The following is a 24,521-nucleotide window of genomic DNA, read 5'->3' on the forward strand; positions in this document are numbered from 1 at the left end:
AGTAATTTAAACCAATCAATCAATGATAATATTTCGATCAATCAACCAGTAAAAATCCACACAAGTTGTTCTTCATAATCTCTTAATGATCATCTTACTGCTTCGTCAGCAGCAAGCTAGGTCGGCTATGTTACGCTTTCTTTGTAGAAAGTCAACCAGCAAATCCAATTATTTTTAAACCCATTCAAGACACTTAAATTTAACACCTTGTGCTAAATCCTTGTTTCTTAACAAGTTTTAATCTTCATCACTGCCGATGGATGTGCATTCTACAGTATTTCAGGGAGCTTGCAACACCTATTTTTAAAAAATTAAATTACATGTCTTTTTTTTAGCCATTTATGATGTTTTAATTCATTTTCTATACAATTTCGCTTAAATTCCTCCTATTCGTGACAATACAGTTTATTATTTTAGCTGAACAATGCCACCATACTCAGAAAAAGGCCTCGGGATTTTCCTTATGCATCGCTCAATTTACTTATCTCTATGTTTACTCGCTTTGGCCTCTAGTTCATCTTTTGCAGCTGAGGAAAATACTGAGCTTGAGGTGGAAAGTGAATCTACCACCTCTACAACAGTCCCTTTAAGAGCCAAAATTTCTTCTAAGGTCAATCATCTGCAAAGCCAGCTTAAAGTAGATGCTACTGCTGCTCAAGCAGAAGAAGTAAAAGATCCTTTTCAATTCTGGAACAGAAAGGTATATCAATTTAATGATGCGATTGACCGTACGATTGTACGTCCGGTAGCTGTACAGTATAAAGAAAAGCTTCCTCAAGAGGTTCGTGGCAGTTATACCCATTTTCGCAGTAATTTAGGCGAACCTTGGAATGCGGTTAACCAATTGATCCAAGGCCGCCCAGCACACGCAGCAAAATCTTTAGGCCGTTTTACCATTAACACCTTGACCACTTTGGGTCTGGCGGATCCTGCACGTCGTTTAGGTCTCACTCATGAAGATGAAAAATTTGCAACGACCTTAGGATATTACGGTGTTCCTTCTGGGCCTTATCTGATGTTGCCTATTTTGGGTCCAAGTTCAGTACGTGGCGTGATTGGAATATTAGCCGACAGTCAAGCGCGTCCACAAAAATATATGCTGGAAGATCACGATGGCTTGTACTGGGCCGACCAGTTCTGGCGCGGTATTGATACACGTAGCGAATATCTGGATGTCGAAAGTGTGCTGACAGGTGATCGTTATGCGCAGATTCGTGACATCTATTTGCAACGAACCAACTATGCCATTGCAGAAAAGAAGGGTACCGAGCAAGAATCTCTCTTTCTCGAGGATGACTTTGATGATGAAGGTTCGGCAGACGAGTCTCTTAATGAGTCTGAATTCAACACCACCAACGAACTCTTCTAAGTCTGATATTTTAATTAAATGGTTAGCGAAATCTGTGCGCTAGCCATAATTTGCTTGTTATAGTACACCTTAAGTAGACAGCCCTAAGATCGAATCATCTCTCTATGTATTTCATTCAACCCACTCGTGATATTCCCTATCTGGACCAGGTTCTTGAGACACTTCCGCATGTTCAAGTCATCCTGCCGGATGACCATGAGCTGTATGATGCTACGATTATTGCAATTGCTGATGTACATGATTATTTGCATTATCAGTGGAATCTTCCAACGATTGTCCTGGCTCTGGAACATGAAGGGACTGCGCTGGCACAGGCTTGGCAACAGGGTGCTTTGGCTGGATGGATCTGGAACCAACTGCCGGAACAACCACTTCCCGCTCTACAAAAAATTGATGCTCAATATAAACGCAATCAGGATAGCCGTGATCTGCCTTCTGCCGCAGAACTGCAAAAACGCCTATTGCCCAATCCGATAGAACTGCTTAATTATGAGGTCGAGACCTGTTTTCAGCCTTCGGCCTATTTATCGGGTGACTGGTATGATTACTGGAAAATTAGCGATAAAGAGGTCTTATTTTATCTGGCAGATGTGTCGGGACATGGTGTCACCAGCAGTTTATTAACCTCATGGATGGCTGCATTTCATGGCCGCTCCAAAACACCTCGCGAGCTGATCAAAAAGCTCAATGGCATGCTGGTTCAGGAAAATATTGAAAAACATATCACCATGATTGCTGGAGTGCTAAACCTTGAAACTCATGTCTTAAAATGGTCCAGTGCAGGACATTATCCACCGCCGATTATCCTTGAGCCCAACCAGGAACCTAAAATTTTTACAACCAGCAGTTTTCCTCTGGGACTGACCGAAGAGCTGGAAGTCGAAGAATATGAATATATTTTAAGCCGTAATGCTCGCTTTTTCATCTGCTCGGATGGAGCTCTGGAACCTTTTGAAGGCGGCCTGAACGAACAGTTTACCCACCTTCTACACCACCTTAAAAATCAATCACTTGAAATACCAGAACATGTCGCTGATGATATTGCTTTCCTGAGTTTTATAAGAGTCAAGTAATAGGGTCTGTCGATACTTCGCCTATGTTTGCGACGCAAGAGATAGCTCTCGCAAGATTTTTTAGCTGATATAAAACATCAGGCCGGAAAGTTAGTCATTCTAGATGAATCACTCATCACCAGATAGCAGCAGAAAATATACTCATCCTTGCGCTTTAAACACAGCAACGCTTTGTGCTTGTCATGCAGCAAAAACTGTCTCAAATTTCGTTATGAAGCTTGGCAATAGCCTCATTCCCTTGGTTTCATGTCTCATCCGCTGAGTTTTAGCTTACAGCACAAGCCATTTATGAAATATCAACACAGACTAATATATTTACAGGCTTTATAAGCACTTAATTTAATCAGGACTTTCGGCTACTTGAGTATCTAAGTACCCTATGGGATAATTTAATATCCTTCTCTGCAAATGGCATTTATATGTCAACAGGTCATGTTGAATATGCAAGTTTGAATGGAACGCATATTTTTAAGCTTATTGGCGAAGTGCGTGCTCAATCTTGTATTAGTCTAGATAAATTACTGAACAAACTTGAACAGCAAGACAACGTGGTTGGTGCAATAGTTGATCTGACTGAAACCAGCTTCATTGATAGTACTGTACTGGGTGTCTTGGCAAAGTTAGGACTGAAACTCAAGCAAATCCATGAAATTCAGCCGGTTATGTTGTCTACCAACTCGGATATTACCACTCTGGCCAATAGTATGGGCTTGGGACAGGTTTTCGTGATTCTGAATTACTGTGGTGATTCAAATGTATGTACGCGCGCCCTGATGGAAGAACATATCACCCATCAGGCGATGCTGAGTACTGTTCTGGATGCCCACAAGACTTTAATGAAGCTAAATCAGAGTAACCAGAATATGTTTGAACCTCTGGTCAAACAGTTACAGAAAGAACAAGACAGTTTAGATAAAACTTCCGAACAAAAGGTATGAACCGACCATAAGGAGCCTCCATGACTTTAGTTTCTGTTGCACAAATGAATTCCCAAAATGAAATTGAACAAAATTTCACAGTAATCGAGTCATTAATTCAACAGAGTAAAGCCCAAGGGGCAGAGCTGATTGTCTTTCCTGAAAATTTCGTCTGTTTCGCCGCAGGAAAGCAGCGCGAAACTGCAGCCCAGTTTGAAGCAATCCAGCAGCGTCTGGAGCAGCTTGCTCAGCAATATCAGATCTGGATTGTCGCAGGAACTTTACCCTGCCCTTATCGTCCTGATGGTTCTGTGATTAAAGATGGCCGGGTACGTACTGTAAGTCTCTGTATCAGCCCGGAGCGGACTGAAGCCCGTTATGACAAGATTCACCTGTTTGATGTACAGGTGGGTGATGCAGTCGGTGGCTACCAGGAATCCAGGTTCTTTGAACCCGGTGATGAATTAGTCGTGGCTCAAACACCTTTTGGAAATATCGGCCTGATGGTCTGTTATGACCTGCGCTTTCCTGAACTTGCCCTGAAGCTGCGTGCCCAAGGCGCAAATATTTTGACTGCACCTTCTGCTTTTACCTATACCACCGGACAAATGCACTGGCAGTTATTATTACAGGCACGCGGCATGGACACCCAATGTACGGTTCTAGGTGCAGCACAGCAAGGATGGCACGGCGAAAAACGTCAAACCTGGGGGCATAGCGCAGCTGCAAATAGCCGTGGTCAACTTCTGGATATGGTACATGCGGAAGGGGCACAGATTATTACGGTCGAATTTGATCTGGCTGAACAGGCCAAAGTGCGGGAAGCCATGCCACTTATCGAACATCGTAAATTATTGCAGTTTTCCTAAGCGAGTTTTAACTCCTGACTGCATACTGCTTGCATAAATTAACAAAATCCCTCTTATACTTGGCCAGAAATTAGGGAGTATAGAAGCTCTATTAAAATAAATAGGGATTCATCTCATGTCATTAGAAAAAGCTGTATATACCGCACATGCCAAAGCCACCGGTGGTCGTGATGGCCATGCCACCACCGATGATCAGATTCTGAATGTACAATTGGCGGTGCCTAAAGAAATGGGCGGCCCAGGTGGCGGCACCAACCCTGAACAACTGTTTGCCGCAGGTTATTCCGCCTGCTTTTTAGGTGCAATGAAATTTGTTGCGAACCGTGACAAGCTTAATATCAGTAAAGATGCCTATATTGAAGGCGATGTAGGCATTGGTCCGATTCCAACAGGCTTTGGTATTGAAGTGACCTTAAACATTCATTTAGAAGGCATGGACCGAGCTGAAGCTCAAAAACTGGTAGATGCAGCACATATTGTCTGCCCTTATTCAAATGCCACCCGTGGTAATATTGATGTGGTATTAAATGTGATTGTTTGATTTTCAAGCCACCATTCATCTGGATAGATGTTGATGTGGATTAAATTAACGGGCGTCATATGGAATAATATTTATTAGACGCTCTTTTCTTTCTAGCCCACTTATTCAGCACATTGATGAAAGAAAGCTTGAAAATAAACCATAAAATTGACTATCCATAAGTTTCTTTAGCGAAATATAGTACAACCATTCAAAAAAACCGGCTTGTTCTCAAGTCGGTTTTTCATTATTTTCAAGGATGGTCAATAAAAATGCCCCCCATGAAAACAAGTTTTTTAAAAAGAGTTTCCTTTCATACTCATAAGGTTAAATACAAGCAATTGATCGAAATATAGATTAATTTAGGTCAATAGCCCATTAACCCTATTCAAAATAATAGATAATACCCTTTTAAGTTAAGGTTTTATTGGGGTTTTATCACTATCACTCATCATATTTATGGCTTAATGGCGAAAGGACGAGTGCCCATTTTCTTGGCACAGACTCTGCAAATTGCATTTTGAGAATATCAGAGCTCTAACAGCCTCAAGCATGCTAAAAAACAAAGAAGCGTATTTTCATGACTCCGCCGCTTCATTGGTAACACGCAGCACTTCTTCAATCGTGGTTTTCCCTGCCAAGACTTTACGCAAGCCATCATCCCGAATGGAGCCAGACTGCTGGCGTGCATAATTTTCCAGTTCATATTCTGCGGCATTGCCATGAATCAAACGGCGCATATGGTCATCTACCGGTACAATTTCATAAATCGCGGTACGCCCGCTAAAACCGGTATTGCCACAGCGTTCACAGCCTTGCGGTTGCGGTAATTTTAATTCCTGTGGATGCTCAATATTTTCAAACAGACCTTTTTCAAAACTATCTGCTGCTTGCCAGGTCGCGCAGTGCGGACATAAAGTCCGAACCAACCGCTGAGCTACCACCCCAATTAAAGAGCTGGATAATAAAAATGGTTCGATGCCCATATCTTTGAGACGGGTCACGGCACCAATTGCAGTATTGGTATGTAATGTGGAAAGTACCAGATGACCGGTAAGCGAGGCCTGTACCGCAATTTCTGCAGTTTCCAGATCACGAATTTCGCCGACCATCACCACATCAGGATCCTGACGCAGCATGGCTTTTAAAGCCCTGGCAAAAGTCATATCAACTTTGGTATTGACCTGAGTCTGACCAATCCCTTCCAGCTGATACTCTACTGGATCTTCTGCGGTCAGAATATTTTTAGAGCCATCATTCAGATCAGACAGCGCGGCATATAAGGTAGTGGTTTTACCCGAACCCGTAGGCCCGGTGACCAGAATAATTCCATGCGGACGATGTACCAGCGTCTTTAAACGCTCATAGTCTTTACTCATTAGGCCCAGATGGGTCATATTGAGGCGGCCAGCCTGCTTATCCAGCAGACGCATTACCACCCGTTCACCATAAGACGAAGGCAAGGTCGAGACACGAACATCGACTTCACGTCCTGCCAGACGTAAGGAAATACGGCCATCTTGGGGAATGCGCTTTTCGGCAATATCCAGCTTGGCCATCACTTTAATCCGGGAAACCAGCAAAGGAGCCAGTTCACGGCGTGGCTGGACAATCTCGCGCAGCTGCCCATCGACACGCAGGCGTACAGACAGTCTTTTCTCAAATGATTCGACATGGATATCCGAGGCACCTACCCGAATGGCTTCGGACAATAAGGCATTAATCAGCCGGACAATCGGTGCATCATCTTCCTGATCCATCAGGTCTTCAGCTTCCGGAACCGATTCGGCCAAGCTGAGTAAGTCGGGATGGTCTTCCAGGCCAGCTGCGACCTGCTGCGACTCGCCACTGTCGCCAGCAAAACTGGCACTCAACAACTGGTTAAACTCCTGCTCGCTATACAGCAGATAATGTGCAGGATGTCCCAGTAAACGGCGTGCTTCCTGCAATGCAAGCATGGAGGTATTGTCCCGGCGGACAATGAAGGCCTGATCACCCTCATAACGCAACAGCACACCATGACGCTTGGCGAAACTATATGGAATTTGTAATTGTTTCAGTACTTGCATTGCAGATTATAATAATGATGAAAAAATTTAAATTGAGTGTACTCTAAGCATATGACAGCGTGAAGTATGTTTTCAAAGATTTAGCAAGAAAGGGAGCCAGGATTGTCACAAGATCAAGAGGAATATAGCTTAACATCTCCCAAAATACAGTGGTGGGGAGAGCAGAATTTTGAAATTAATGAATCTAAGGCTTGGCAATTCGGCTCCCTGCTGTTCCGCCTGACCCGCGGCTTGCAGGAGTGGCGTCTGGAATATTACCGGCCTGCGGTACAGTATGATTATGAGCAGCAGTGGCATCAGATTGATGATCCACATTTTGCCTTCCCTTCGCCGGTCAAAATCGAACGCTATATGTTCAAGCTGACTCAAAGCAAACTGCAGCTGATGCCTCGCCTGGCTGACCGCTCGGTAGTGATTAAACCGGTTGATCCGATTTATATTCCAGCCGGTCAGCGCGGGACTTTATATATCAGTACCCCGCTTTGGATTGCCGGTTTTGTTGAAGGTCAACGTGAACCCATTTTTGATCTTCCAGTAATTCTACCCAAAGACACCTGGTTCGGACCGAATCATCGCTCGGGTGAAATTTGTTATGCTACCGCGGTCGATGGCCGGACTGAACTGAAGCAATTACGTCCCCGTGCGTTTCGGGCTGTCACCCCAATTGAGTTTCATAATACCAGTCACCAGCAGCTGCGTTTTGACCGGATGAGTGTTCCCGTTCTGGCCTTGCCACTCTTTTATAGTGAAAGTACGGGGCGCTTATGGACATCTCAAATTAAAGTATTGCATGAAGGACTGGACCGTCCGCCGCGGATTCGGGTGGAAAACCGCACTCCTCCCCATGCAGGCGAAGTTAATTATTTACATCCACCGCGTGATCCGGCGGGAAATTTATTTAATATGTTTGATTCATTTTTCTAAGAGCGTGTGATGCCTAATTCGAGTCTTCCAGCCGAAATCACCAGCAGTCTCAAGGCCGTATTTACCAATATTAATACGGAGCGCCTGACTGAGGTTCTGGTGGCAGTGGTATTAAGTTTTATTGGTTTTCTGATTGCACGTTTTGTTTCCAATACGTTTATTCGCACTATCGGTATGCGTTTCAATGCGCATCAGAAACTGGTCTGGCGGCGCGGGATTTTTTATTTCATCTTCTTGCTGTTCATCATGGCCAGTTTGAAAGAAGCCGGCTTTAAACTGAGTGTCTTCCTGGGTGCTGCGGGGATTTTAACAGTCGCTCTGGGTTTTGCTTCACAAACGTCTGCTTCCAACCTGATCAGCGGACTGTTCCTGATTGGTGAAGGCTCTTTTGAAGTGGGTGACACTATTCAGATTACCTTAATTCGCGGACATGCAATTGAAGGTGAAGTCATCTCTATTGACTTGCTCTCGGTCAAGCTTTTGACCCAGGACAATATTTATGTGCGTTTGCCGAATGAACAGCTGATTCGTGCTCCAGTACAGAACCTGTCCAAATTCCCGATCCGGCGCATTCCGATTACTCTGGCAATTAACTTTCATGAAGACATTATTAAAGTGCGTGAAGTACTGCTTGATGTTGCCAATAAATATCCGCTGGTTCTGGCTGATCCGAAACCGGCGGTAACAGTGACTGCCTTCCGTGAATCTTCAATTGAATTGCTGTTTGCCATTTGGTGCCAGCAGGAAAATTATTTGCAAGTACGAGATGAAATGCAGGAACGGATTCGTAACGGCTTTGTCGACAACCAGATTGAGATTCCAGTTCCGAAAATGGGCTTTGTCGATCATCCGCTGTCCCGCCCACTGGAAAATGCAGAAATTGACCAATATGCCAATGAAAAAGAGTTAAAAAGAGAGCCGTATTTAAAATAATGTCGTTCCACCCCCTCCCTTTTACCAAGGGAGGAGGTGAACTACTTAAACCATCTTGAAGCTCTTCTTAGATCTTTTCTCCCTCTGGCATCGGTGCAATATAGGCAATGAATAACATTACTCCACCAGCCAGCAGGAAAGAAATCACCCGGGTCAGCGTACCAGTATGCGACAGGTCGAATAACACCAGTTTCAAACTGACTATCACCAAAATACTGCCCCCTAGAACCCACATCGGTTTAAGTTTTTTTAAGGTTGCAGTCCACATGGTTACCCATGCCAGTAATACCCACAGAATGGTCAGGCTCAGCTGGACTGTGGCATTGCTCCATAGCGCCAGACTATTAAAGGGTGTTTGCAGATACATATGCAAGGCGCGCAAAACGATATAACTCGACAGCCACAGCAGACTCAGTACCATCAACACCGACATCATGCCGCGGTCCTGTCCGGCCCGAATTTGTTGTAACAGCATCCAGATAAAACTGGCCAGCATCGCCAAGCTAATCAGATCAAATGGGTTGAGTAGCGGCAGCCAGTAGTATTCAAAAGCTTGCCGATTGAAAAGTTGTGAGCACAGTAACCACCCTCCCATCAGAAACAGACAGCTTTTACTCTGCCAGAACAAACACCAGTCTGAATTTGCTGGTTGCCTATAACACCAGAGCCAGAAAACCAGCGGTAAAATCACCATACTCAGATAAGGCATGCTCGGCATCAGACAGAGGCTGGCCAAGGCCAAACTGCTGAATCCACCAAAACTCATCCACTCTTTAGACAGCTCCATGCCCTTGATCGGTCTTAGCCATAACGTAGTCAGCAATAGCGCTGAGAGGCCAAATACGCCACGTTCCAGATTACTTTGCCAGACCAGTACGGCATTCTGACTATGATCCACAGCCAAGATGACCGCAATCACCATTAAAGGTGTAAGCCCGCTCCATTTGGGCAATAACCAGCCCCATGCCTGATGTTTATGCTGGACGATTTCACTTAAAATGACATAACCAAGCGTAAGACTGAACAAGCTCAAACTATAGGCATAGTCCTGAGCAAACTCATCTTCTAGCAAGGCAAAGAGAATCAGGGTTGCGGCAAAACTGAGTAGGCTTAGAAAGCTGATACTGAAACTATTCAGCTGCTGGCGGTATTCGGCTTTGAGCTGGCTAAGAAAGACCACGGCCACATAGCAGACGCTCAGAATCCAGTAGATCTCTCGAGGTATCGGATTAAGCTCAACCAGATAATATAGGCTACTGAATCCTGCCATCAGCAACAGTCCCATGCTCAGGTAATGTGCGACACGGATATTTTTTTCCAGAGCCCAGAGATAGATGAGTAGTCCTTCAACAGCCCAGCCCACCACGCTCCACTGCTCTGTCAATAAAATCGGTGGAATCAGCGCCAGGAAAATCAGCATCAGGCTCAGATAGCTTTGTGAAATGATCTGAACCGTTTCTCTATGACGAACCAAGTGCCAACAGACGGCAAAGACCAAAGCAAATAGCAGACTTAAGCCGGCTTGCCAGAGTTTCTGCTCAGGCTGATTAAAATGGATCAGGTATAAAAAGAGATAGGCAGTAATCGGGGCAGCGAAAATGAGGGCCAGATCAAGTACCGGCTTTAAGCGGAAACGGGACAGATCCTGCTTGGCCAGCAACTGGCTAAAGCGAAAACCCAGCCAGATAAAGACTGTGCTATGGGCCAGAATCAGAGCGGTCATACGATAGCGTTCATGGGTGGTGCCATGTATCAGGCTATAGAGTCCACCGACCATGACGGTGACCAAAAAAGCAATCTGGTTCAGAATTTTCCAGGGCCTGAAACTGCTCAGCAACAATACCCCGATATTGATCAGCAGATAATAGCTGATGAACTCCACCGCAGAGGCATCTCGAGTTGGCAGGGTAAACGGTGCCAGATAAGCTATAAATAAGGCCATCACTGCCAGTTCAATACTGTCCTGTTTCAGGCTTAAGTAGAGGGTCAGCGCCAGAATAATCATAAAAACCAGAGCGGCCAGCGCCAAGCTGGGAATCACCAGACTGTAATAGGCAAAAAATAAGGTCAGGAACAAAGCACCCAGCCCCAAGCCTTCCAGTGCCAGAGCAAAACTCCGGTTTTTCACCATTAAAGCATAGCCCAGTCCGGTCACCATGAGGGCAGCCAGCGCCACCAGTGCTAATTTCACCGCCAGGCTGAGTTGCCAGTGCTCTGTCGCAAAACGCAATAATAAAATAATGCCAATCACCAGAATGGTAATTGCAGCTTTTAACACCGGATTACCACGAAAAATCCAGTGCTGGATTTGTTCAATAAGCTGTGGCTGTTCCGAAATAGATGACTCCCTTACCGGTTCTGCCATATCTTCCGGCATGCTGTTTGGCTGAGCCTGCTTTGCAGATGGATAGCGCGCTTGTAGCTGAAGGACACTCCGTTCCAGACGTTGCAGCCAGCGCAAGAGAAAGAAAATCCAGGCAGTTACCCCGATGCCCATTAACCAGTTGAGTTCGCTCACCCCACCCACAATCGCGATAATAGAAGAGATATATAGTGGAACTTTAGAGTTGGCCGGAACAATACGCTGCGCCGGACTGGCCATATCACTTACTGGGGTTTCCACCGCACTGATATATTGCATCACGCTGATCAAAAAGCCCAAGCCAGATAAATAAGTAACGATCTGCAAGTCCAGATACCAAGCACTGACCCCAATGATAAGAAGGCTAATCAGCCAGATCATACGCAACTCATTTTGTCCTGTTGTCATTCTTATCATTCTCTCTCTCCTGAACTTTTCCATCATACAACAGCTGGCACTGCTTATTTCATCTTCACCCGATATTCGCTAAGCTGTGGAACGGGACTTGCCTCAGCGAGTGCAGTAAAAATCACGTACAATAAAGCAGTTTTTTGAATAAGGAATTGATTACATGCCACCATTTGTCTTGGTCGATGGCTCTTACTTTTTATTTCGTGCCTTTCACGCAGTACCACCATTAACCACGTCAACCGGTCTGCACACCAATGCAATTCGTGGTGCGATTTCTGCCATTCAAAAACTGATGCGCCGTACCCAGCCGACTTATATGGCTGTGATCTTCGATACACCAGAACCGACCTTCCGCCATGAACTGTCACCGATTTATAAGGGTGACCGTCCCAGCATGCCAGAAGAATTATCTCAGCAGATCCCGTATTTACATGCCCTGATCCGTGCCTTGGGCATTCCCTTGCATATGTTGCCGGGCGCTGAGGCAGATGACATCATTGGTACCTTGGCCAAACGTGCCGAAGCGCTGGGCCATCAGGTACTGATTTCTACCGGTGATAAAGATATGGCCCAGCTGGTGACCGACAAAGTGACCCTGGAAGACAGCTTTAAAGAAAAACCAATGGATGTCGATGGGGTTTTTGAAAAGTTTGGCGTGTGGCCCAACCAGATCATTGACTATCTGACCCTGATGGGTGATGCCTCGGATGGCATTAAAGGTGTGCCGGGAGTGGGTGCCAAAACTGCTGCCAAACTGCTGACTGAATATGGCTGCATCGGTAGCATTCTGGAAAATGTCGACAAGATCAAAGGGAAAGTCGGCCAGAATATTAAAGACAATGTCGAGGGCATCACTCTGGATCATCAACTGGCCAGTATTATTTGCGATCTGGATTTGAGTTTTGGCTATGAGGACCTGAAGCTGCAAGAACCGAATGTTGAAGCTTTACGCAATCTGTATACCGAGCTGGAATTCCGTAATCAGTTACAGTCGCTGGATCATCCTCATAACCCGAATAACCGCAATTATAAACAGGCGGCCCAATCTATAACTGCCAAAGCCGCCTCTGAGCCTGAAGAGGTGGATGACCAGCAAGCAACGCTCAGTAGTGAGAATGACCAGCTCGGTAAGGCGACCTATCATACAGTTTTAAATCAGGACGACTGGGACCAGCTATTGGAGCGTCTCAGCACAGAAAAACGCTTTGCTTTTGATACCGAAACCACCAGTCTGGATTATCGCGTGGCACGAATTGTTGGTTTCTCGGTGGCTTTTGATGCAGAAAATGCCTATTACATCCCGCTGGCACATGATTATGAAGGTGTGCCTGAACAGCTCAATCGTGAAGATATTCTGGCGCAGCTCAAACCGATTCTGGAAGATGAGGCGATTCAGAAAATTGGCCATCATCTGAAATACGATGCACATGTACTGGAGAATCACGGTATTCATTTAGCAGGCTGGTATTTTGATACCATGCTCGCCTCTTATGTCCTTAACTCGGTTGCAACCCGGCATGGCATGGATGATGTCGCACGTCTTTATTTAAGCCATTTAACCACCACCTATGAACAGGTGGCCGGTAAAGGTGCCAAACAGAAAACCTTTAACCAGATTGAGATTGAGACTGCAACGCACTATGCCGCAGAAGATGCGCATGTAACCTATCGACTTTATGAAGTTTTAAGTGCGAAACTGCAAGCCTATCCGGAACTGGTCAATCTTCTGCACAATATTGAAATGCCGGTAGCACGCGTCCTGACCAGTATGGAAGAAAACGGGATTCAGCTTGACCTCGGCTTTCTGGATCAGTTGAGCTGCGATTTTTCTAAAACCATGCAAGCCTTAGAAAACCAGATCTCAGAAATGGCCGGTGAAGCGTTTAATGTCAGCTCTCCGAAACAGGTCGGTGAAGTTTTATTTGAAAAACTGGGTTTAAAAGGCGGTAAAAAGACCGCGACCGGACAATACAGCACCAGTGAAAGCGTTTTAGAAAAACTGGAACATCCAATTGCCGAACTGATTCTGGAGTATCGCGGTCTGTCCAAACTAAAAAGCACTTATACCGATGGCCTGTTAAAGCAGGTCAATAATAGCTCACATCGCGTCCATACCAGTTATCATCAGGCACTCACTGCGACTGGCCGTCTATCTTCAACCGATCCGAACCTGCAAAACATTCCGATTCGTACCGAAATCGGCCGTCAAATCCGTAAAGCCTTTATTGCACCCGAAGGTCGTGTCCTGCTGGCAGCCGACTATTCACAAATCGAGTTACGCCTGATGGCACATCTGTCTCAGGATGATGCGCTGGTCGATGCCTTTATTCATGGACAGGACGTACACCGCCGTACTGCTGCCGAAGTTCTGGGTATTCCACTCGAAGAGGTCAGCAGTGACCAGCGTCGTCAGGCCAAGGCTGTTAACTTCGGCCTGTTATATGGCATGTCTGAATTTGGCCTGACGCGCCAGCTCGGCTTTACCCGTCAGGAATCACAGGAATATATCAAACAGTATTTCCGTCGTTACCCGGGAATTTATGAATATATGCAGCGCACCCGTCAGGTTGCTCTGGAACAAGGCTTTGTTGAAACCATTCTTGGACGCCGTTTATATACTCCGGACATTGATGCGCGTAACATGATGGTACGCAAGGCCGCAGAACGTGCTGCTATTAATGCGCCTTTACAGGGCTCGGCAGCCGATATTATTAAAATAGCCATGGTCGAAGTCGACAAAATTCTGCCTAAAGATCAGGCTAAAATGCTGCTACAAGTGCATGACGAACTGGTATTTGAGGTCGATGAAGCCATTGCTGATGAGCTGGCCCCAAAACTGGCTGAGATCATGCAATCGGTGATTGAAATCTCTGTGCCGCTCGTAGTTGAAGTCGGTAAGGGCAAAAACTGGGATGAAGCACATTAAGCCGTCATTTTTCTCTTGGTGAAAGCGGAGAAGCATTACAAGCAAGAAGCGGCTATTGATAGCCGCTTCTTGCTTTACTTTATGCTGTCTTTAAATGAGACAGCACCTGCAATTCTCAGGTGCTGTTTCAAGTTGACTAGAGTCTATGCTGTCCTTCTCGGAAAGTTATCAGAGAAGGACTAATAAGCTCAACGATGAAAATCGTGTAAGTTTCTCAGGTTGAAATAAGACAGTTCAAAGTCCGATTACATTTCTACCATTTCTACACCATCAATACGCGCGACCGTCATCAAGTCCTTATCTCCACGGCCCGAGACCGTCGCAATAATGATCTGATCCTTATCCATCGCTGGAGCAAGTTTGGTCACATAAGCCATTGCATGCGAGCTTTCCAGCGCAGGAATAATACCTTCAATTTTGGTCAAATCACGGAAACCCTGTAAAGCTTCCTGATCATTAATCGGCATATAATTGACACGGTGCATATCTTTCAGGAAGCTATGCTCAGGCCCCACGCCCGGATAATCCAGCCCCGCAGAAATTGAATGGGTTTCAATAATCTGACCTTGATCATCAGACATTAAATAAGTCCGGTTACCATGCAATACTCCGACATGACCTGCATTTAAAGGTGCAGAATGCTTGCCGGATTCAATGCCATAGCCTGCTGCTTCAACACCATACATTTTCACATCTTGATCGTTCAAGAACGGATAGAATAGGCCCATCGCATTTGAACCACCACCCACACAGGCCACCAGTGCATCCGGTAAACGGCCAGCCTGTTCCTGAATCTGACGGCGTGCTTCACGACCGATAATCGACTGGAAATCACGAACCAGCTGCGGATACGGATGTGGGCCTGCCACCGTACCAATCACATAATAAGTTGAATCCACATTGGTCACCCAGTCACGCATGGCTTCATTCATGGCATCTTTCAGGGTTTTAGAGCCGCTTTCCACCGGTACTACAGTCGCACCGAGCAGACGCATCCGATAGACGTTCATCGCCTGACGTTTCACGTCTTCTGCACCCATAAAAACCACACATTCAAGGCCCAAACGTGCAGCAATTGTTGCGGTTGCCACCCCATGCTGGCCCGCACCTGTTTCGGCAATAATTCGTTTTTTACCAGACAGTTTTGCCAGCAGCGCCTGACCAATTGTGTTATTAACTTTATGCGAACCTGTATGGTTTAAGTCTTCACGTTTCAAGTAAATTTGCGCACCACCCAACTCTTTCGACCATCGTTCAGCATGATAAAGCGGACTTGGACGACCTACGTAGTAAGCGAGGTCACGGTCGAATTCTGCCAAAAACTGTTCGTCATTTTTCATACGGAAATACAGCTTCTCCAGGTCTTCCAGAGCTGCCATAAGAGTTTCTGACACAAAACGCCCGCCATGAATACCGAAATGCCCGCGTTCATCCGGGAATTGGGTATAGTCAATCACATTATTTTGCTGATCCACGTAGGACTCCTTGCATAAAGCGTTCGATGAGTTGTTGGTCTTTAATACCTTTTGCGGACTCGACACCGCCGCTCACGTCCACCGCATACGCATGTGTGGTGAGAATTGCCTGTTCGATATTGTCAGGATTTAACCCCCCTGCCAAGATCAAAGGAATATTGAGTTGGGGAAATGTGTTCCAGTCAAAGCTGTGCCCGGTGCCACCTTTTAGTTCAGGATGCCATGCGTCTAACAGCACGGCATTAGCCCCTGCCTTCTGGTAGCGTTGAATTTCTGCAACGATATCCAGCTCAGGTTTGACCTGAATGGCCTTGTACCAACGCCGACTTACAGCCTGTGCCATACTTTGGCACTGTTCAGGTGTTTCGTCACCATGAAATTGCAGGATATCCAGCGGCACGGTTTTTAAAAGAAGCTGAATTTCTTCAAGCGTACTGTTCACAAATAGCCCAACCACCTGTACATAGGCGGGTACGGCCTGGATGAGAGCTTCTGCCTGCGCCACTGTCACACTGCGCGGACTCGGCGGATAGAACACAAATCCGATTGCATCGGCACCGGCCCGAACAACGGCGTGTACATCTTCAGCACGGGTAATTCCACAAATTTTGGCACGGGTTCGCATCGTTTTTTGGCTCTACATCTGCCCATGTCATAGCCGATCTATGAGATTGGGGCGAATCATTGTAATGCAAATTTTTAAACTTGCGTAAAGTTCATACGGATTATTCTCAATTCAGATTGTTTAAATCTGTGTCCAACTTTATACTGCGCACAACTTGCAACAAGTCAAAGCCTTTCGCTTTAGGGAAGCTGGTGTAAATCCAGCACTGCCCCCGCAACGGTAAAAAATGAAAAGCTTATCTTTATAAATCCTGTTGATTTACGCCACTGCATATTTGATGTGGGAAGGTGGATAAGTAAGTAGCAACATACTGCATTTAAGTCCGGATACCTGCTTGTTGTGTTCTTTAACTCAATCATTCACGGGGAGTGAATGTATGGAGCACATATCATGTCTATTCAATTTCAACCTACTGCCTTGGTAGGTGCAATCGCGCTTGCGTTGGGTTTTACTTCATCTGTGTCTGCTGCCGAGCAAAAAGTTGCACAAGCATCTTTAAATACCATTGTGGTGACGGCAACCCGTTCAGAAGAAAAAATTGAAAATGTACCGGCGCGGATCTCAGTTATCAATGAACAGCAAATTCAACAATCTCCTATTGCTGATTTAGGTTCTCTACTGAATAAAGAAGCATCTATTAACATTGTACAATCAGGTGGTATTGGTCAAACGACATCTGCATTTCTTCGTGGGACAGATTCAAAACACCTGTTATTTTTAAAAGATGGCGTAAGCTTGAATACAGCTCTAGATGGCGGCTCTAATATTCCTTACGTAGATTTAAGTGATATTCAAGGTATTGAAGTATTAAGAGGGCCTGCATCAGTTCAATACGGTACAGATGCAATTGGTGGTGTGATTAATATCATTTCTGCTACACCTAAAAAAACAGGGATATCATTAACCAATGAAATTGGTGAAAATCATACCTATAAATCTATTATTGGTGCAGATTTTGTAGATCAGTCAGGTTTATATGCTCAAATTAAAGGTCAGCGTCTTGAAAGCGATGGCACACCTGTAACGAACAAAGTTAAAGTAAACGCGGGATACGATCAGAAAGGCTATAGTGCTAAATTAGGCCTCAATAAAGAGAAATATAGTGCAAGTCTTAGTTTTAGTGAGAATGAAGGAACTAATATTTACTATGGCGGCTCACAAGATTTTTTAAACCGCGTCCTTATTGCTAAAGCAAGTGCTGAAGTTTCACCGAATCTTTTACTGACTGGACAATACTCCAACTTCAAAGATGAATTATTAGGAGCCGGAAATAGCTATCTATTTAACACTGAACGTGATGAAGCTGATTTAAGTGCAAAATGGAAATTATCTAACACACAGCATCTTCTTTTAGGGGCCAGTTTAAATCAGGCGAATATTGAAAGTTATTCAATCTTGGGGCAAAAACAGGATTTAGACAGTATTGGATATTATGTGCAACATAATTACGATACCAATAAAATTCATACGCAAGCTGGTTTACGCCTAGAGGATCATGATGAATTTGGTAGCCATATTGTAGGTCAACTTGCAGGTCGATATAATCTAAATGCTAAAACTAGTATTTACAGCAATATCGGAACTGGTTTTAAAGCACCTACAGGTAACCAACTTTACTATTCTTACGATAATGCAACTTGGGGAGGTACTTACGGAAATCCTGACCTAAAACCTGAAGAAAGTATTTCGTATGAAATCGGTTTAGATCATCAGCTCACAAATAGTTTATCTTTAAACGCAGCACTCTATGAAACTCAGGTTGATAACCTAATTGATACTCGCCTGATCGAAGTAGAGAAGAAAGATAAGACCTATGACAATATTAGAAAAGCCCAAATGCAAGGCGGAGAATTCGGATTAAAGTGGCAAAAAGATGATCTATTTATGAGCACTGAATATGCTTATGTTAAAACTAAAAATAAAGAGACTGGTTTAGAACTTATTCGTCGTCCTCGCCAATCTCTTTCAACAACTGTTGGATTAGAAAATAATGTGTATGGTTTAAGTGCGACACTCATTGCAAAATCGACATCGAAGATCTCTAACACTGCAAACTCAAAAGAAGTTCCTGGATATGCAACTGTAGACCTTAATGGCTATTGGAATCTTAATCCTAATATTAAATTATTTACCAATATCAAAAATGTAGGTGATGTGAAATTTAAAACTGCCAATTATTACGAGGATGAATTTTATATCAACGGTGGCCGACTCGCCTCTGCTGGTGTTACTTTCAAATATTAAGTTCACAACAGTTTAAATAAATACTTTTGAGAATCATGTCATGCCTATGGCATGATTCTTTTTATTTACCGCATTTAATTATTTTAGGATCTATCATGGGCCACCGTTTAAGTAAAATCTATACCCGCACCGGCGATTCGGGCACCACAGGACTGGGCGATGGCTCACGTGTGGCTAAAGATGATTTACGCATCACTGCACTAGGGGATGTGGATGAGCTGAATGCAATTATTGGGGTATTACGCGCACAAATTTCCATAAGTTCAATCGAAGATAAAGCCACTTGGGATAAATCCCTGAGTCTGATCCAGCACTGGCTGTTCGATCTGGGAGGTGAAGTCTGCATTCCCAACTTTAATCTGGTACAACCCGTTGCCATTGAATTTCTAGAAAATGACATTGACCGCATGAATGAAGCCTTACCGATGCTGAAAGACTTTATTTTGCCTGCGGGTAGTTTGGTCTGCAGTTTTGCCCATCAGGCTCGTGCGGTATGTCGCCGTGCAGAACGCAGCGTAATGTCAGTTCACTCCCGTGACCAGAATATTCAAGCGGCTTCTCTACAATTACTGAATCGTCTCTCTGACTGGCTGTTTGTGGCCTCACGTACCTGGCAGCGTGCTGAAGGCGGCTCAGAGGTTCTGTGGCAGAAAAACATCAATGACAGCATCGAAAAGTAAAATTATATTTCAGTTTAGCATCTAAAAATACGCGTCAGATGTAGCTTGAATTTACACAGCATCTGACGACAATAGGGCTTATCATTTTTTTGTCATATCGCACACCTATAATGAATTCACCTTCTCAATTTATGAGCAGTCTATGCGCATAATTGGTCATCGTGGTGCGCGTGGCGAAGCACCAGAAAACACGCTTGGCGGTTTTCAGTACATTCAGGATATTGGAATTAGCGCGGTCGAGTTTGATGTACGCCAGCTGAAGGACAATGCACTGATCATCATGCATGATGATGACTTTGTGCGCACCACCGGTTTACAAAAACCGCTCTATGAATGTAGCCGTCAGGATCTGTCCTTATATAACCATGCCGTTAGCTGGTCGGAATGGCATAAGGTTGAAGCCACGCCTCTGCTGGATCAGACCTTAACGATCATTCAGAATTTTGATCATATTGAAGTCGAAGTCAAAAGTGTGGCCTCTGAAGCGGACGCTGAAAAAATCACCACTGAACTCGAACAGCAATTGCAAGGCTTTGAACAGGCTGTCGTCATCACCAGTTTTGACCTCAAAATTCATCAAGCCCTACAACAACAAAAATCCCGTTTAAAACGCGGCCTTTTAGTCGAAACGGATGTGAAATATCTGGCGATTGATCAGGCACTGCAACTGGGCTGCTGCCAGATTGGCTGGATGGATGAATTAGCCAGCAAAGACATCATTCAGACCACTCAGGCTGCAGCACTTAGCATTAGCGTTTGGACAGTCAATGATGTGACCCGTGCCAAAGAGTTACGCAACTGGGGCATTCAAGGCCTGATTACTGATTATCCCAAATTAATGATGCAGCAACTTTAAAGTGTAATATTACGCTGCTTTTTGATTCAGGCTTATCCATCTTATTTTTTAGAATAAAAATTTCCAAAAATCGGGTTATATTTTCTTTTCCCCCTGTTTTATATCTGTGAATTCAGGATCAAAAGCCAACATTCACTTAAAGTGTTTTAACCCCATAGACAGATTAATAATATTGATAAATATTATATACTTAATCTAAAACAAGATGCACTTCTGACGAGAAAAACCACCTGCAAGACCCTCATTATCCTGTTACCGGCCAGTACAATACAATTGTACAATAATGCTAGTGATGGTTCAGGGGGCATGCTAAGATGACCCAGTTTGCTGCTGTTAAATCAGGCAGTAGTCTCTGCTTTTTGTTATACCTTCCCAGGTTCCAGGAGTGCTGTTGGAGATGAATGCTCCCCTACCTCAAGCCCCAATTAATTGGGTCGCAGTCTTTGCTTTGGTGGTTTTGCCCATTGTCGCTGTGATCGCAATTCCCTTATATGCGTATCACCATGATTTCAGCCTTGCCGCTTGGATCAGCATGTTTGTTCTACTGGGCGTGAGTAGCCTGGGTATTACAGCGGGATACCATCGTCTTTGGGCACATCGTGCTTATGAGGCCACCTTGCCTTTAAAAATCATTCTGATGATTATGGGAACCTTTGCCGTACAGAACAGTATTTTGTACTGGGGTTCTGGTCATCGTACCCATCACCGCCATGTAGATGATGTGGAAAAAGATCCCTATTCTATTAACAACGGTTTCTGGTATGCACACCTAGGCTGGATGCTTCGTGATTATCCTGCCGCGGAACCGAACTATAAAAACGCACCTGATTTGCTGAATGATAAAGTGGTGATGTTCCAGCACAAATATTATGTCCCTCTGGTAATTGCAGTCCATGCTGCCATCCTGCTGCCAATTGGCTGGGCTGTGGGGGATGTCTGGGGCGTATTGCTACTGGGTGGTCTGGTGCGTTTGATTCTAAGCCATCACGTAACGTTCTTTATCAACTCGCTGTGCCACATGTGGGGTTCACGCCCATATACTGATGAAAATACGGCACGTGACAACTTCTGGCTGGCAATTGCGACCTGGGGTGAGGGTTATCATAACTATCATCACATTTTCCAGTACGATTACCGTAATGGCGTGAAATGGTGGCAGTATGATCCAACCAAATGGCTGATCTGGAGCTGTTCAAAACTGGGACTGGCAAAAAATCTGCGCCGTATTCCGAGTTTTAATATCAAAAAAGCAGAACTGGCGATGCGGTTCAAATATGCCGAGCAGGATCTGGCAGTATATGGTCATAACGTGACTGAAGACATGGCCAATGTCAAAAGCAAAATTGCTCTGGAATATGAAGCATTTACTCATACCTTAAATGACTGGGCCAAGTTGAAAGAACAGGAAATCCAGATCAAAAGGGCTGCTATGGCAGAGAAAATTCACCAGATGGATGACAAGCTGAAAGTTGAATTCCAGCTGGTGGAACAGCGTCTTTCCCACCATCGTGAGACCCTGAATCTGTTGGTGCGTAATTTAAAGAAAGCGCCGGTGTCACAGTAATTTTATTAACTGTCCTGTTTAGGGCGATACAATTCAATGAAGGAGTTTAGAAATAAGCTCCTTCGTTTTTTTTTAAGGATCATTCTCCGATTTTAAACCTGGAATTTTAAATTAAGCTGGGTATGGCAAATATGGCATGCGCATTACAGGTTTGCGCTTAGAGCTGGAAAACTGTAAGTTTTAAATATTGCGAGGGTCTACAGTAATTCTCGACAAGCTTTTTAAAACCGATCCTAATATCATAACTTTTCAAACAAAAGTTTTACCAACTCTACACTGAGCAGCATTTCCCACTTCCAAGCTTTCAAAGAAGCTTTTTTTGATTCAACTTTCTCTTACGCATACTTGCTTTTTACAACAGTTTTAAACAGGGTTCTTTGTTATATTGATCTTAATTATTTCATTATCCTGTGCCTTATGCATTTTAATTCCCGTTATCCTCAGCTCCCTGCCCGTCTCTATCACCAGCAAATGCCTTTACCACTTAAAGGTGCCAAAGCAGGACATTTTAATGCTGCACTCGCAGAACAGTTGCAATGGTCTGAAGAGGATAAAGCACAATGGGTCGAGATTTGTAGTGGTCAAAAAACTTTTGCCGAATTTGAACCCTTGGCCATGGTCTATGCAGGACACCAGTTCGGCCAGTGGGCCGGACAGTTAGGCGATGGACGAGGTTTGCTGATCGCACAGATTTTAGATCAGCAGGGCCAGACCATTGACCTGCATTTAAAGGGAGCAGGAGCCACTCCTTATTCACGTATGGGAGATGGCCGCGCTGTACTGCGTTCAGTGATTCGGGAATATCTGGCAGGACATGCTTTAAATTGTTTAGGGGTTGCATCGAGTAATGCCGTCGGTTTTACCTCTTCGGCTCAAGGCGTACAGCGGGAAAAACTGGAGCCTGGTGCCATGTTACTGCGGACTTCAGATTGCCATATCCGTTTCGGGCATTTCGAATGGATCAATCAATATCAGCCTGAGTTACTGCCTGAATTTACCCAGAAATGTATCGAATGGCATTATCCTGAATGTCTACAAGCTGAACAACCGATTCTGGCTTTTGCCAGCCAGGTTATCCAGCGTACGGCTCTAATGATTGCCCAATGGCAACTGCTTGGATTCGCACATGGAGTAATGAACACCGATAACCTGAATATTACCGGTTCCACCCTGGACTTTGGTCCATATGGGTTTATGGAGCGTTTCCGCCCTAACTGGATTAACAACCATTCAGATTATCAGGGCCGTTATACCTATCAGCAACAGCCAAGCATTGGCCACTGGAATCTGTGGATGTGGCTGAATAATCTGGTTGCGCTGTGTCCTGAAAATTATGACAAAGAACAATGGAAACAGGATCTGGCCGAATGTCTGGAACATTATGAACCGACCTTCCTTGAACATTATCGGAATGGCTTAAACCAGAAAATGGGCCTGCCTCGTTTTCATAAAGACAGCTTTGACTGTGCCATGGCATTTTTACGAATTTTGCAAAGTGAGCAACTGGATTACACCCAAAGCTTCCTTCGCCTGCAAAATAGGGAATATGACGCGATCAAGGATGATTGTCTGGATCGCCGTCAATTTGAAAGCTTTTTAAGTCTATATAACACGATCCGTGAACATCAAAACCTTGCAGAATTGGATGGTGCAATGGCGCTGGCCAATCCGCATTATATTCTGCGTAACCATATGGCACAGAAAGCCATTGAACTGGCGGGGCGGGATGACTTTTCCGAAGTCGATCGGCTATTTAAACTTTTAAGCCAGCCTTATTTAAAACAGCGAGACCTAGAACAAGCTGAAGATTTAGCTCCCTTACCAAGCGATGTACCAGAAGTCATGGTCAGCTGTTCATCATAATTTCTTCACAACCCAACTCAAAGCTGTGGATAATTTAAGCAATCCCCCACAGCTTTTTTTGATTTATTTCTAGCGAATGACTGACGTACACTTGCCTAAAAACCACCGTGTCTTTAAGTAGAAAATGAGATTGGAACAATAAAACCATTCTATTAACTCGTGAATGGTATTGAGCAACTGCTCATGTAATAGTGCCATAAAGCATGGAAAAACCATTTTAAAGGAACTTACAGATGAGCAAAGCGTCGTATGCCAGCGCTATGGAGCAAAAAAAGACCGAAAGGACATAGTCAAACTCAATTGATACTTATTGTGTAGCATTAAATGCTTCGTCATAGAATACCTCCCCTTGTGGAAAATACCCAATAAAACTGATCGCCTGAAAATATTCGGCTGGCACATCTGCCAACCTCAAATCTTTAATCGCTTTAAATCCAAAATGTGCATAATACGCTGGATCACCCAATAGCACACATCCTTGAGCATTGCGGGTTTTTAATTGCTTCAAAGCCGCATTTATCAATGCTGAGCCAATACCGAAGCCTTGACGAGATGGTACAACTGAAATTGGGCCTAAGCCATACCAGCCCTGATCTCCTGAGGATAATCGTACAGGCGAAATCGCCACATGTCCCACAATTTGACAATCATCTGTGGCGACCAATGAAACAGTGAGCTTATTTCTTTTACGCAGTGTATTCACAATAAAATGTTCAGTGTGGCTTGAATACTCTACATGTTCAAAGGCCGCCTGAGTCAGCTCTGCAATCTTTTGAATATCTTCAGCCTGTTCTAGTCGGATTATGAGGGTCATCAATGCATCTCAACTTTTTTCTGCTCA

General features: G+C 44.5%; 18 protein-coding genes and 1 riboswitch. Of the genes, 13 read left to right on the top strand and 5 right to left on the bottom strand.

The annotated features are described in order from the left end of the window. Positions 1-463 precede the first annotated feature (463 nt). From NI467_RS11075 to NI467_RS11095, 5 genes are all read left to right on the top strand, one after another. Positions 464-1,369: a VacJ family lipoprotein gene (locus NI467_RS11075; RefSeq protein WP_174659366.1), complete on the top strand. Its 906-nt coding sequence runs from the start codon at positions 464-466 to the stop codon at positions 1,367-1,369. Between the two features lie 104 nt (positions 1,370-1,473). Continuing rightward, a complete protein-coding gene (gene gigA / locus NI467_RS11080) occupies positions 1,474-2,442 on the top strand; it encodes an RsbU family protein phosphatase GigA (RefSeq protein ID WP_151205482.1) in 969 nt (322 codons plus the stop codon). 419 nt (positions 2,443-2,861) lie between these two features. Further along, positions 2,862-3,380 carry an anti-anti-sigma factor GigB gene (gene gigB, locus NI467_RS11085; protein WP_151205481.1) on the top strand — a complete coding sequence of 173 codons (519 nt, stop codon included), beginning with the start codon at positions 2,862-2,864 and terminating at the stop codon, positions 3,378-3,380. Positions 3,381-3,400: 20 nt separating this feature from the next. Beyond that, positions 3,401-4,228 carry a carbon-nitrogen hydrolase family protein gene (locus NI467_RS11090; RefSeq protein ID WP_174659365.1) on the top strand — a complete coding sequence of 276 codons (828 nt, stop codon included), beginning with the start codon at positions 3,401-3,403 and terminating at the stop codon, positions 4,226-4,228. Positions 4,229-4,343: 115 nt separating this feature from the next. After that, entirely contained in the window at positions 4,344-4,769 is a 426-nt protein-coding gene (locus NI467_RS11095) for an organic hydroperoxide resistance protein (protein WP_151205479.1), read from the top strand. A 557-nt stretch (positions 4,770-5,326) separates the two neighbouring features. Here the strand turns inward: NI467_RS11095 and gspE are convergent. Continuing rightward, the gene (gene gspE / locus NI467_RS11100; protein ID WP_151207290.1) at positions 5,327-6,817 is read right to left on the bottom strand and encodes a type II secretion system ATPase GspE; all 1,491 of its coding nucleotides are present in this window, start codon (positions 6,815-6,817) and stop codon (positions 5,327-5,329) included. 102 nt (positions 6,818-6,919) lie between these two features. Between gspE and NI467_RS11105 the strand changes: the two genes are divergently transcribed. Together NI467_RS11105 and NI467_RS11110 are read left to right on the top strand one after the other, a co-directional pair. Continuing rightward, positions 6,920-7,741, top strand: a complete 822-nt coding sequence (locus NI467_RS11105; RefSeq protein ID WP_151207289.1) for a hypothetical protein — start codon at positions 6,920-6,922, stop codon at positions 7,739-7,741. A gap of 9 nt (positions 7,742-7,750) precedes the next feature. Next, positions 7,751-8,674, top strand: coding sequence for a mechanosensitive ion channel family protein (locus NI467_RS11110; protein WP_151204210.1), 924 nt, complete (start codon positions 7,751-7,753; stop codon positions 8,672-8,674). Positions 8,675-8,741: 67 nt separating this feature from the next. Here the strand turns inward: NI467_RS11110 and NI467_RS11115 are convergent, their stop codons facing one another. Further along, entirely contained in the window at positions 8,742-11,444 is a 2,703-nt protein-coding gene (locus tag NI467_RS11115) for a DUF2339 domain-containing protein (RefSeq protein ID WP_253152979.1), read from the bottom strand. 163 nt (positions 11,445-11,607) lie between these two features. Here NI467_RS11115 and polA point away from each other — a divergent pair, with 163 nt between their 5' ends. After that, a complete protein-coding gene (gene polA, locus NI467_RS11120) occupies positions 11,608-14,373 on the top strand; it encodes a DNA polymerase I (RefSeq protein WP_253152955.1) in 2,766 nt (921 codons plus the stop codon). A 245-nt stretch (positions 14,374-14,618) separates the two neighbouring features. Here the strand turns inward: polA and trpB are convergent, their stop codons facing one another. Continuing rightward, a complete protein-coding gene (gene trpB / locus NI467_RS11125; RefSeq protein WP_151204212.1) occupies positions 14,619-15,848 on the bottom strand; it encodes a tryptophan synthase subunit beta in 1,230 nt (409 codons plus the stop codon). Then, positions 15,832-16,473 carry a phosphoribosylanthranilate isomerase gene (locus NI467_RS11130; protein ID WP_253152956.1) on the bottom strand — a complete coding sequence of 214 codons (642 nt, stop codon included), beginning with the start codon at positions 16,471-16,473 and terminating at the stop codon, positions 15,832-15,834. Before NI467_RS11130 ends, trpB begins: the two co-directional genes overlap by 17 nt. Positions 16,474-16,617: 144 nt before the next feature. Next, a riboswitch (cobalamin riboswitch) is annotated at positions 16,618-16,826 on the top strand. A gap of 37 nt (positions 16,827-16,863) precedes the next feature. Here NI467_RS11130 and NI467_RS11135 point away from each other — a divergent pair. The 5 genes from NI467_RS11135 (at position 16,864) to NI467_RS11155 (ending at position 23,680) form a co-directional block, all read left to right on the top strand. Beyond that, entirely contained in the window at positions 16,864-18,717 is a 1,854-nt protein-coding gene (locus NI467_RS11135) for a TonB-dependent siderophore receptor (protein ID WP_253152957.1), read from the top strand. A gap of 95 nt (positions 18,718-18,812) precedes the next feature. Beyond that, positions 18,813-19,397 carry a cob(I)yrinic acid a,c-diamide adenosyltransferase gene (locus NI467_RS11140; protein ID WP_253152959.1) on the top strand — a complete coding sequence of 195 codons (585 nt, stop codon included), beginning with the start codon at positions 18,813-18,815 and terminating at the stop codon, positions 19,395-19,397. 142 nt (positions 19,398-19,539) lie between these two features. Next, positions 19,540-20,253, top strand: a complete 714-nt coding sequence (locus tag NI467_RS11145; RefSeq protein WP_253152961.1) for a glycerophosphodiester phosphodiesterase — start codon at positions 19,540-19,542, stop codon at positions 20,251-20,253. Between the two features lie 397 nt (positions 20,254-20,650). After that, complete coding sequence (locus tag NI467_RS11150; protein ID WP_151204217.1) at positions 20,651-21,817, top strand: acyl-CoA desaturase; 1,167 nt, start codon at positions 20,651-20,653, stop codon at positions 21,815-21,817. Between the two features lie 417 nt (positions 21,818-22,234). Continuing rightward, on the top strand, positions 22,235-23,680 hold the full coding sequence (locus NI467_RS11155; protein WP_253152963.1) for a YdiU family protein: 1,446 nt from the start codon (positions 22,235-22,237) through the stop codon (positions 23,678-23,680). A gap of 307 nt (positions 23,681-23,987) precedes the next feature. On the opposite strand, the gene NI467_RS11160 is transcribed toward NI467_RS11155, so the two are convergent. Continuing rightward, positions 23,988-24,494 carry a GNAT family N-acetyltransferase gene (locus tag NI467_RS11160; protein WP_174659357.1) on the bottom strand — a complete coding sequence of 169 codons (507 nt, stop codon included), beginning with the start codon at positions 24,492-24,494 and terminating at the stop codon, positions 23,988-23,990. Between the last annotated feature and the right edge of the window lie 27 nt (positions 24,495-24,521).

Source organism: Acinetobacter sp. S4397-1 (assembly GCF_024129285.1).
In the GTDB taxonomy this organism is placed as follows: domain Bacteria; phylum Pseudomonadota; class Gammaproteobacteria; order Pseudomonadales; family Moraxellaceae; genus Acinetobacter; species Acinetobacter lwoffii_C.

Excerpts from the sequence above, each read along its gene's own strand:
- NI467_RS11075 (WP_174659366.1), top strand. The coding sequence starts at position 464 with ATGCATCGCTCAATTTACTTATCTCTATGTTTACTCGCTTTGGCCTCT.
- gigA (WP_151205482.1), top strand. The coding sequence starts at position 1,474 with ATGTATTTCATTCAACCCACTCGTGATATTCCCTATCTGGACCAGGTT.
- gigB (WP_151205481.1), top strand. The coding sequence starts at position 2,862 with ATGTCAACAGGTCATGTTGAATATGCAAGTTTGAATGGAACGCATATT.
- NI467_RS11090 (WP_174659365.1), top strand. The coding sequence starts at position 3,401 with ATGACTTTAGTTTCTGTTGCACAAATGAATTCCCAAAATGAAATTGAA.
- NI467_RS11095 (WP_151205479.1), top strand. The coding sequence starts at position 4,344 with ATGTCATTAGAAAAAGCTGTATATACCGCACATGCCAAAGCCACCGGT.
- gspE (WP_151207290.1), bottom strand. The coding sequence starts at position 6,817 with ATGCAAGTACTGAAACAATTACAAATTCCATATAGTTTCGCCAAGCGT.
- NI467_RS11110 (WP_151204210.1), top strand. The coding sequence starts at position 7,751 with ATGCCTAATTCGAGTCTTCCAGCCGAAATCACCAGCAGTCTCAAGGCC.
- NI467_RS11115 (WP_253152979.1), bottom strand. The coding sequence starts at position 11,444 with ATGACAACAGGACAAAATGAGTTGCGTATGATCTGGCTGATTAGCCTT.
- polA (WP_253152955.1), top strand. The coding sequence starts at position 11,608 with ATGCCACCATTTGTCTTGGTCGATGGCTCTTACTTTTTATTTCGTGCC.
- NI467_RS11130 (WP_253152956.1), bottom strand. The coding sequence starts at position 16,473 with ATGCGAACCCGTGCCAAAATTTGTGGAATTACCCGTGCTGAAGATGTA.
- NI467_RS11135 (WP_253152957.1), top strand. The coding sequence starts at position 16,864 with ATGTCTATTCAATTTCAACCTACTGCCTTGGTAGGTGCAATCGCGCTT.
- NI467_RS11140 (WP_253152959.1), top strand. The coding sequence starts at position 18,813 with ATGGGCCACCGTTTAAGTAAAATCTATACCCGCACCGGCGATTCGGGC.
- NI467_RS11145 (WP_253152961.1), top strand. The coding sequence starts at position 19,540 with ATGCGCATAATTGGTCATCGTGGTGCGCGTGGCGAAGCACCAGAAAAC.
- NI467_RS11150 (WP_151204217.1), top strand. The coding sequence starts at position 20,651 with ATGAATGCTCCCCTACCTCAAGCCCCAATTAATTGGGTCGCAGTCTTT.
- NI467_RS11155 (WP_253152963.1), top strand. The coding sequence starts at position 22,235 with ATGCATTTTAATTCCCGTTATCCTCAGCTCCCTGCCCGTCTCTATCAC.
- NI467_RS11160 (WP_174659357.1), bottom strand. The coding sequence starts at position 24,494 with ATGACCCTCATAATCCGACTAGAACAGGCTGAAGATATTCAAAAGATT.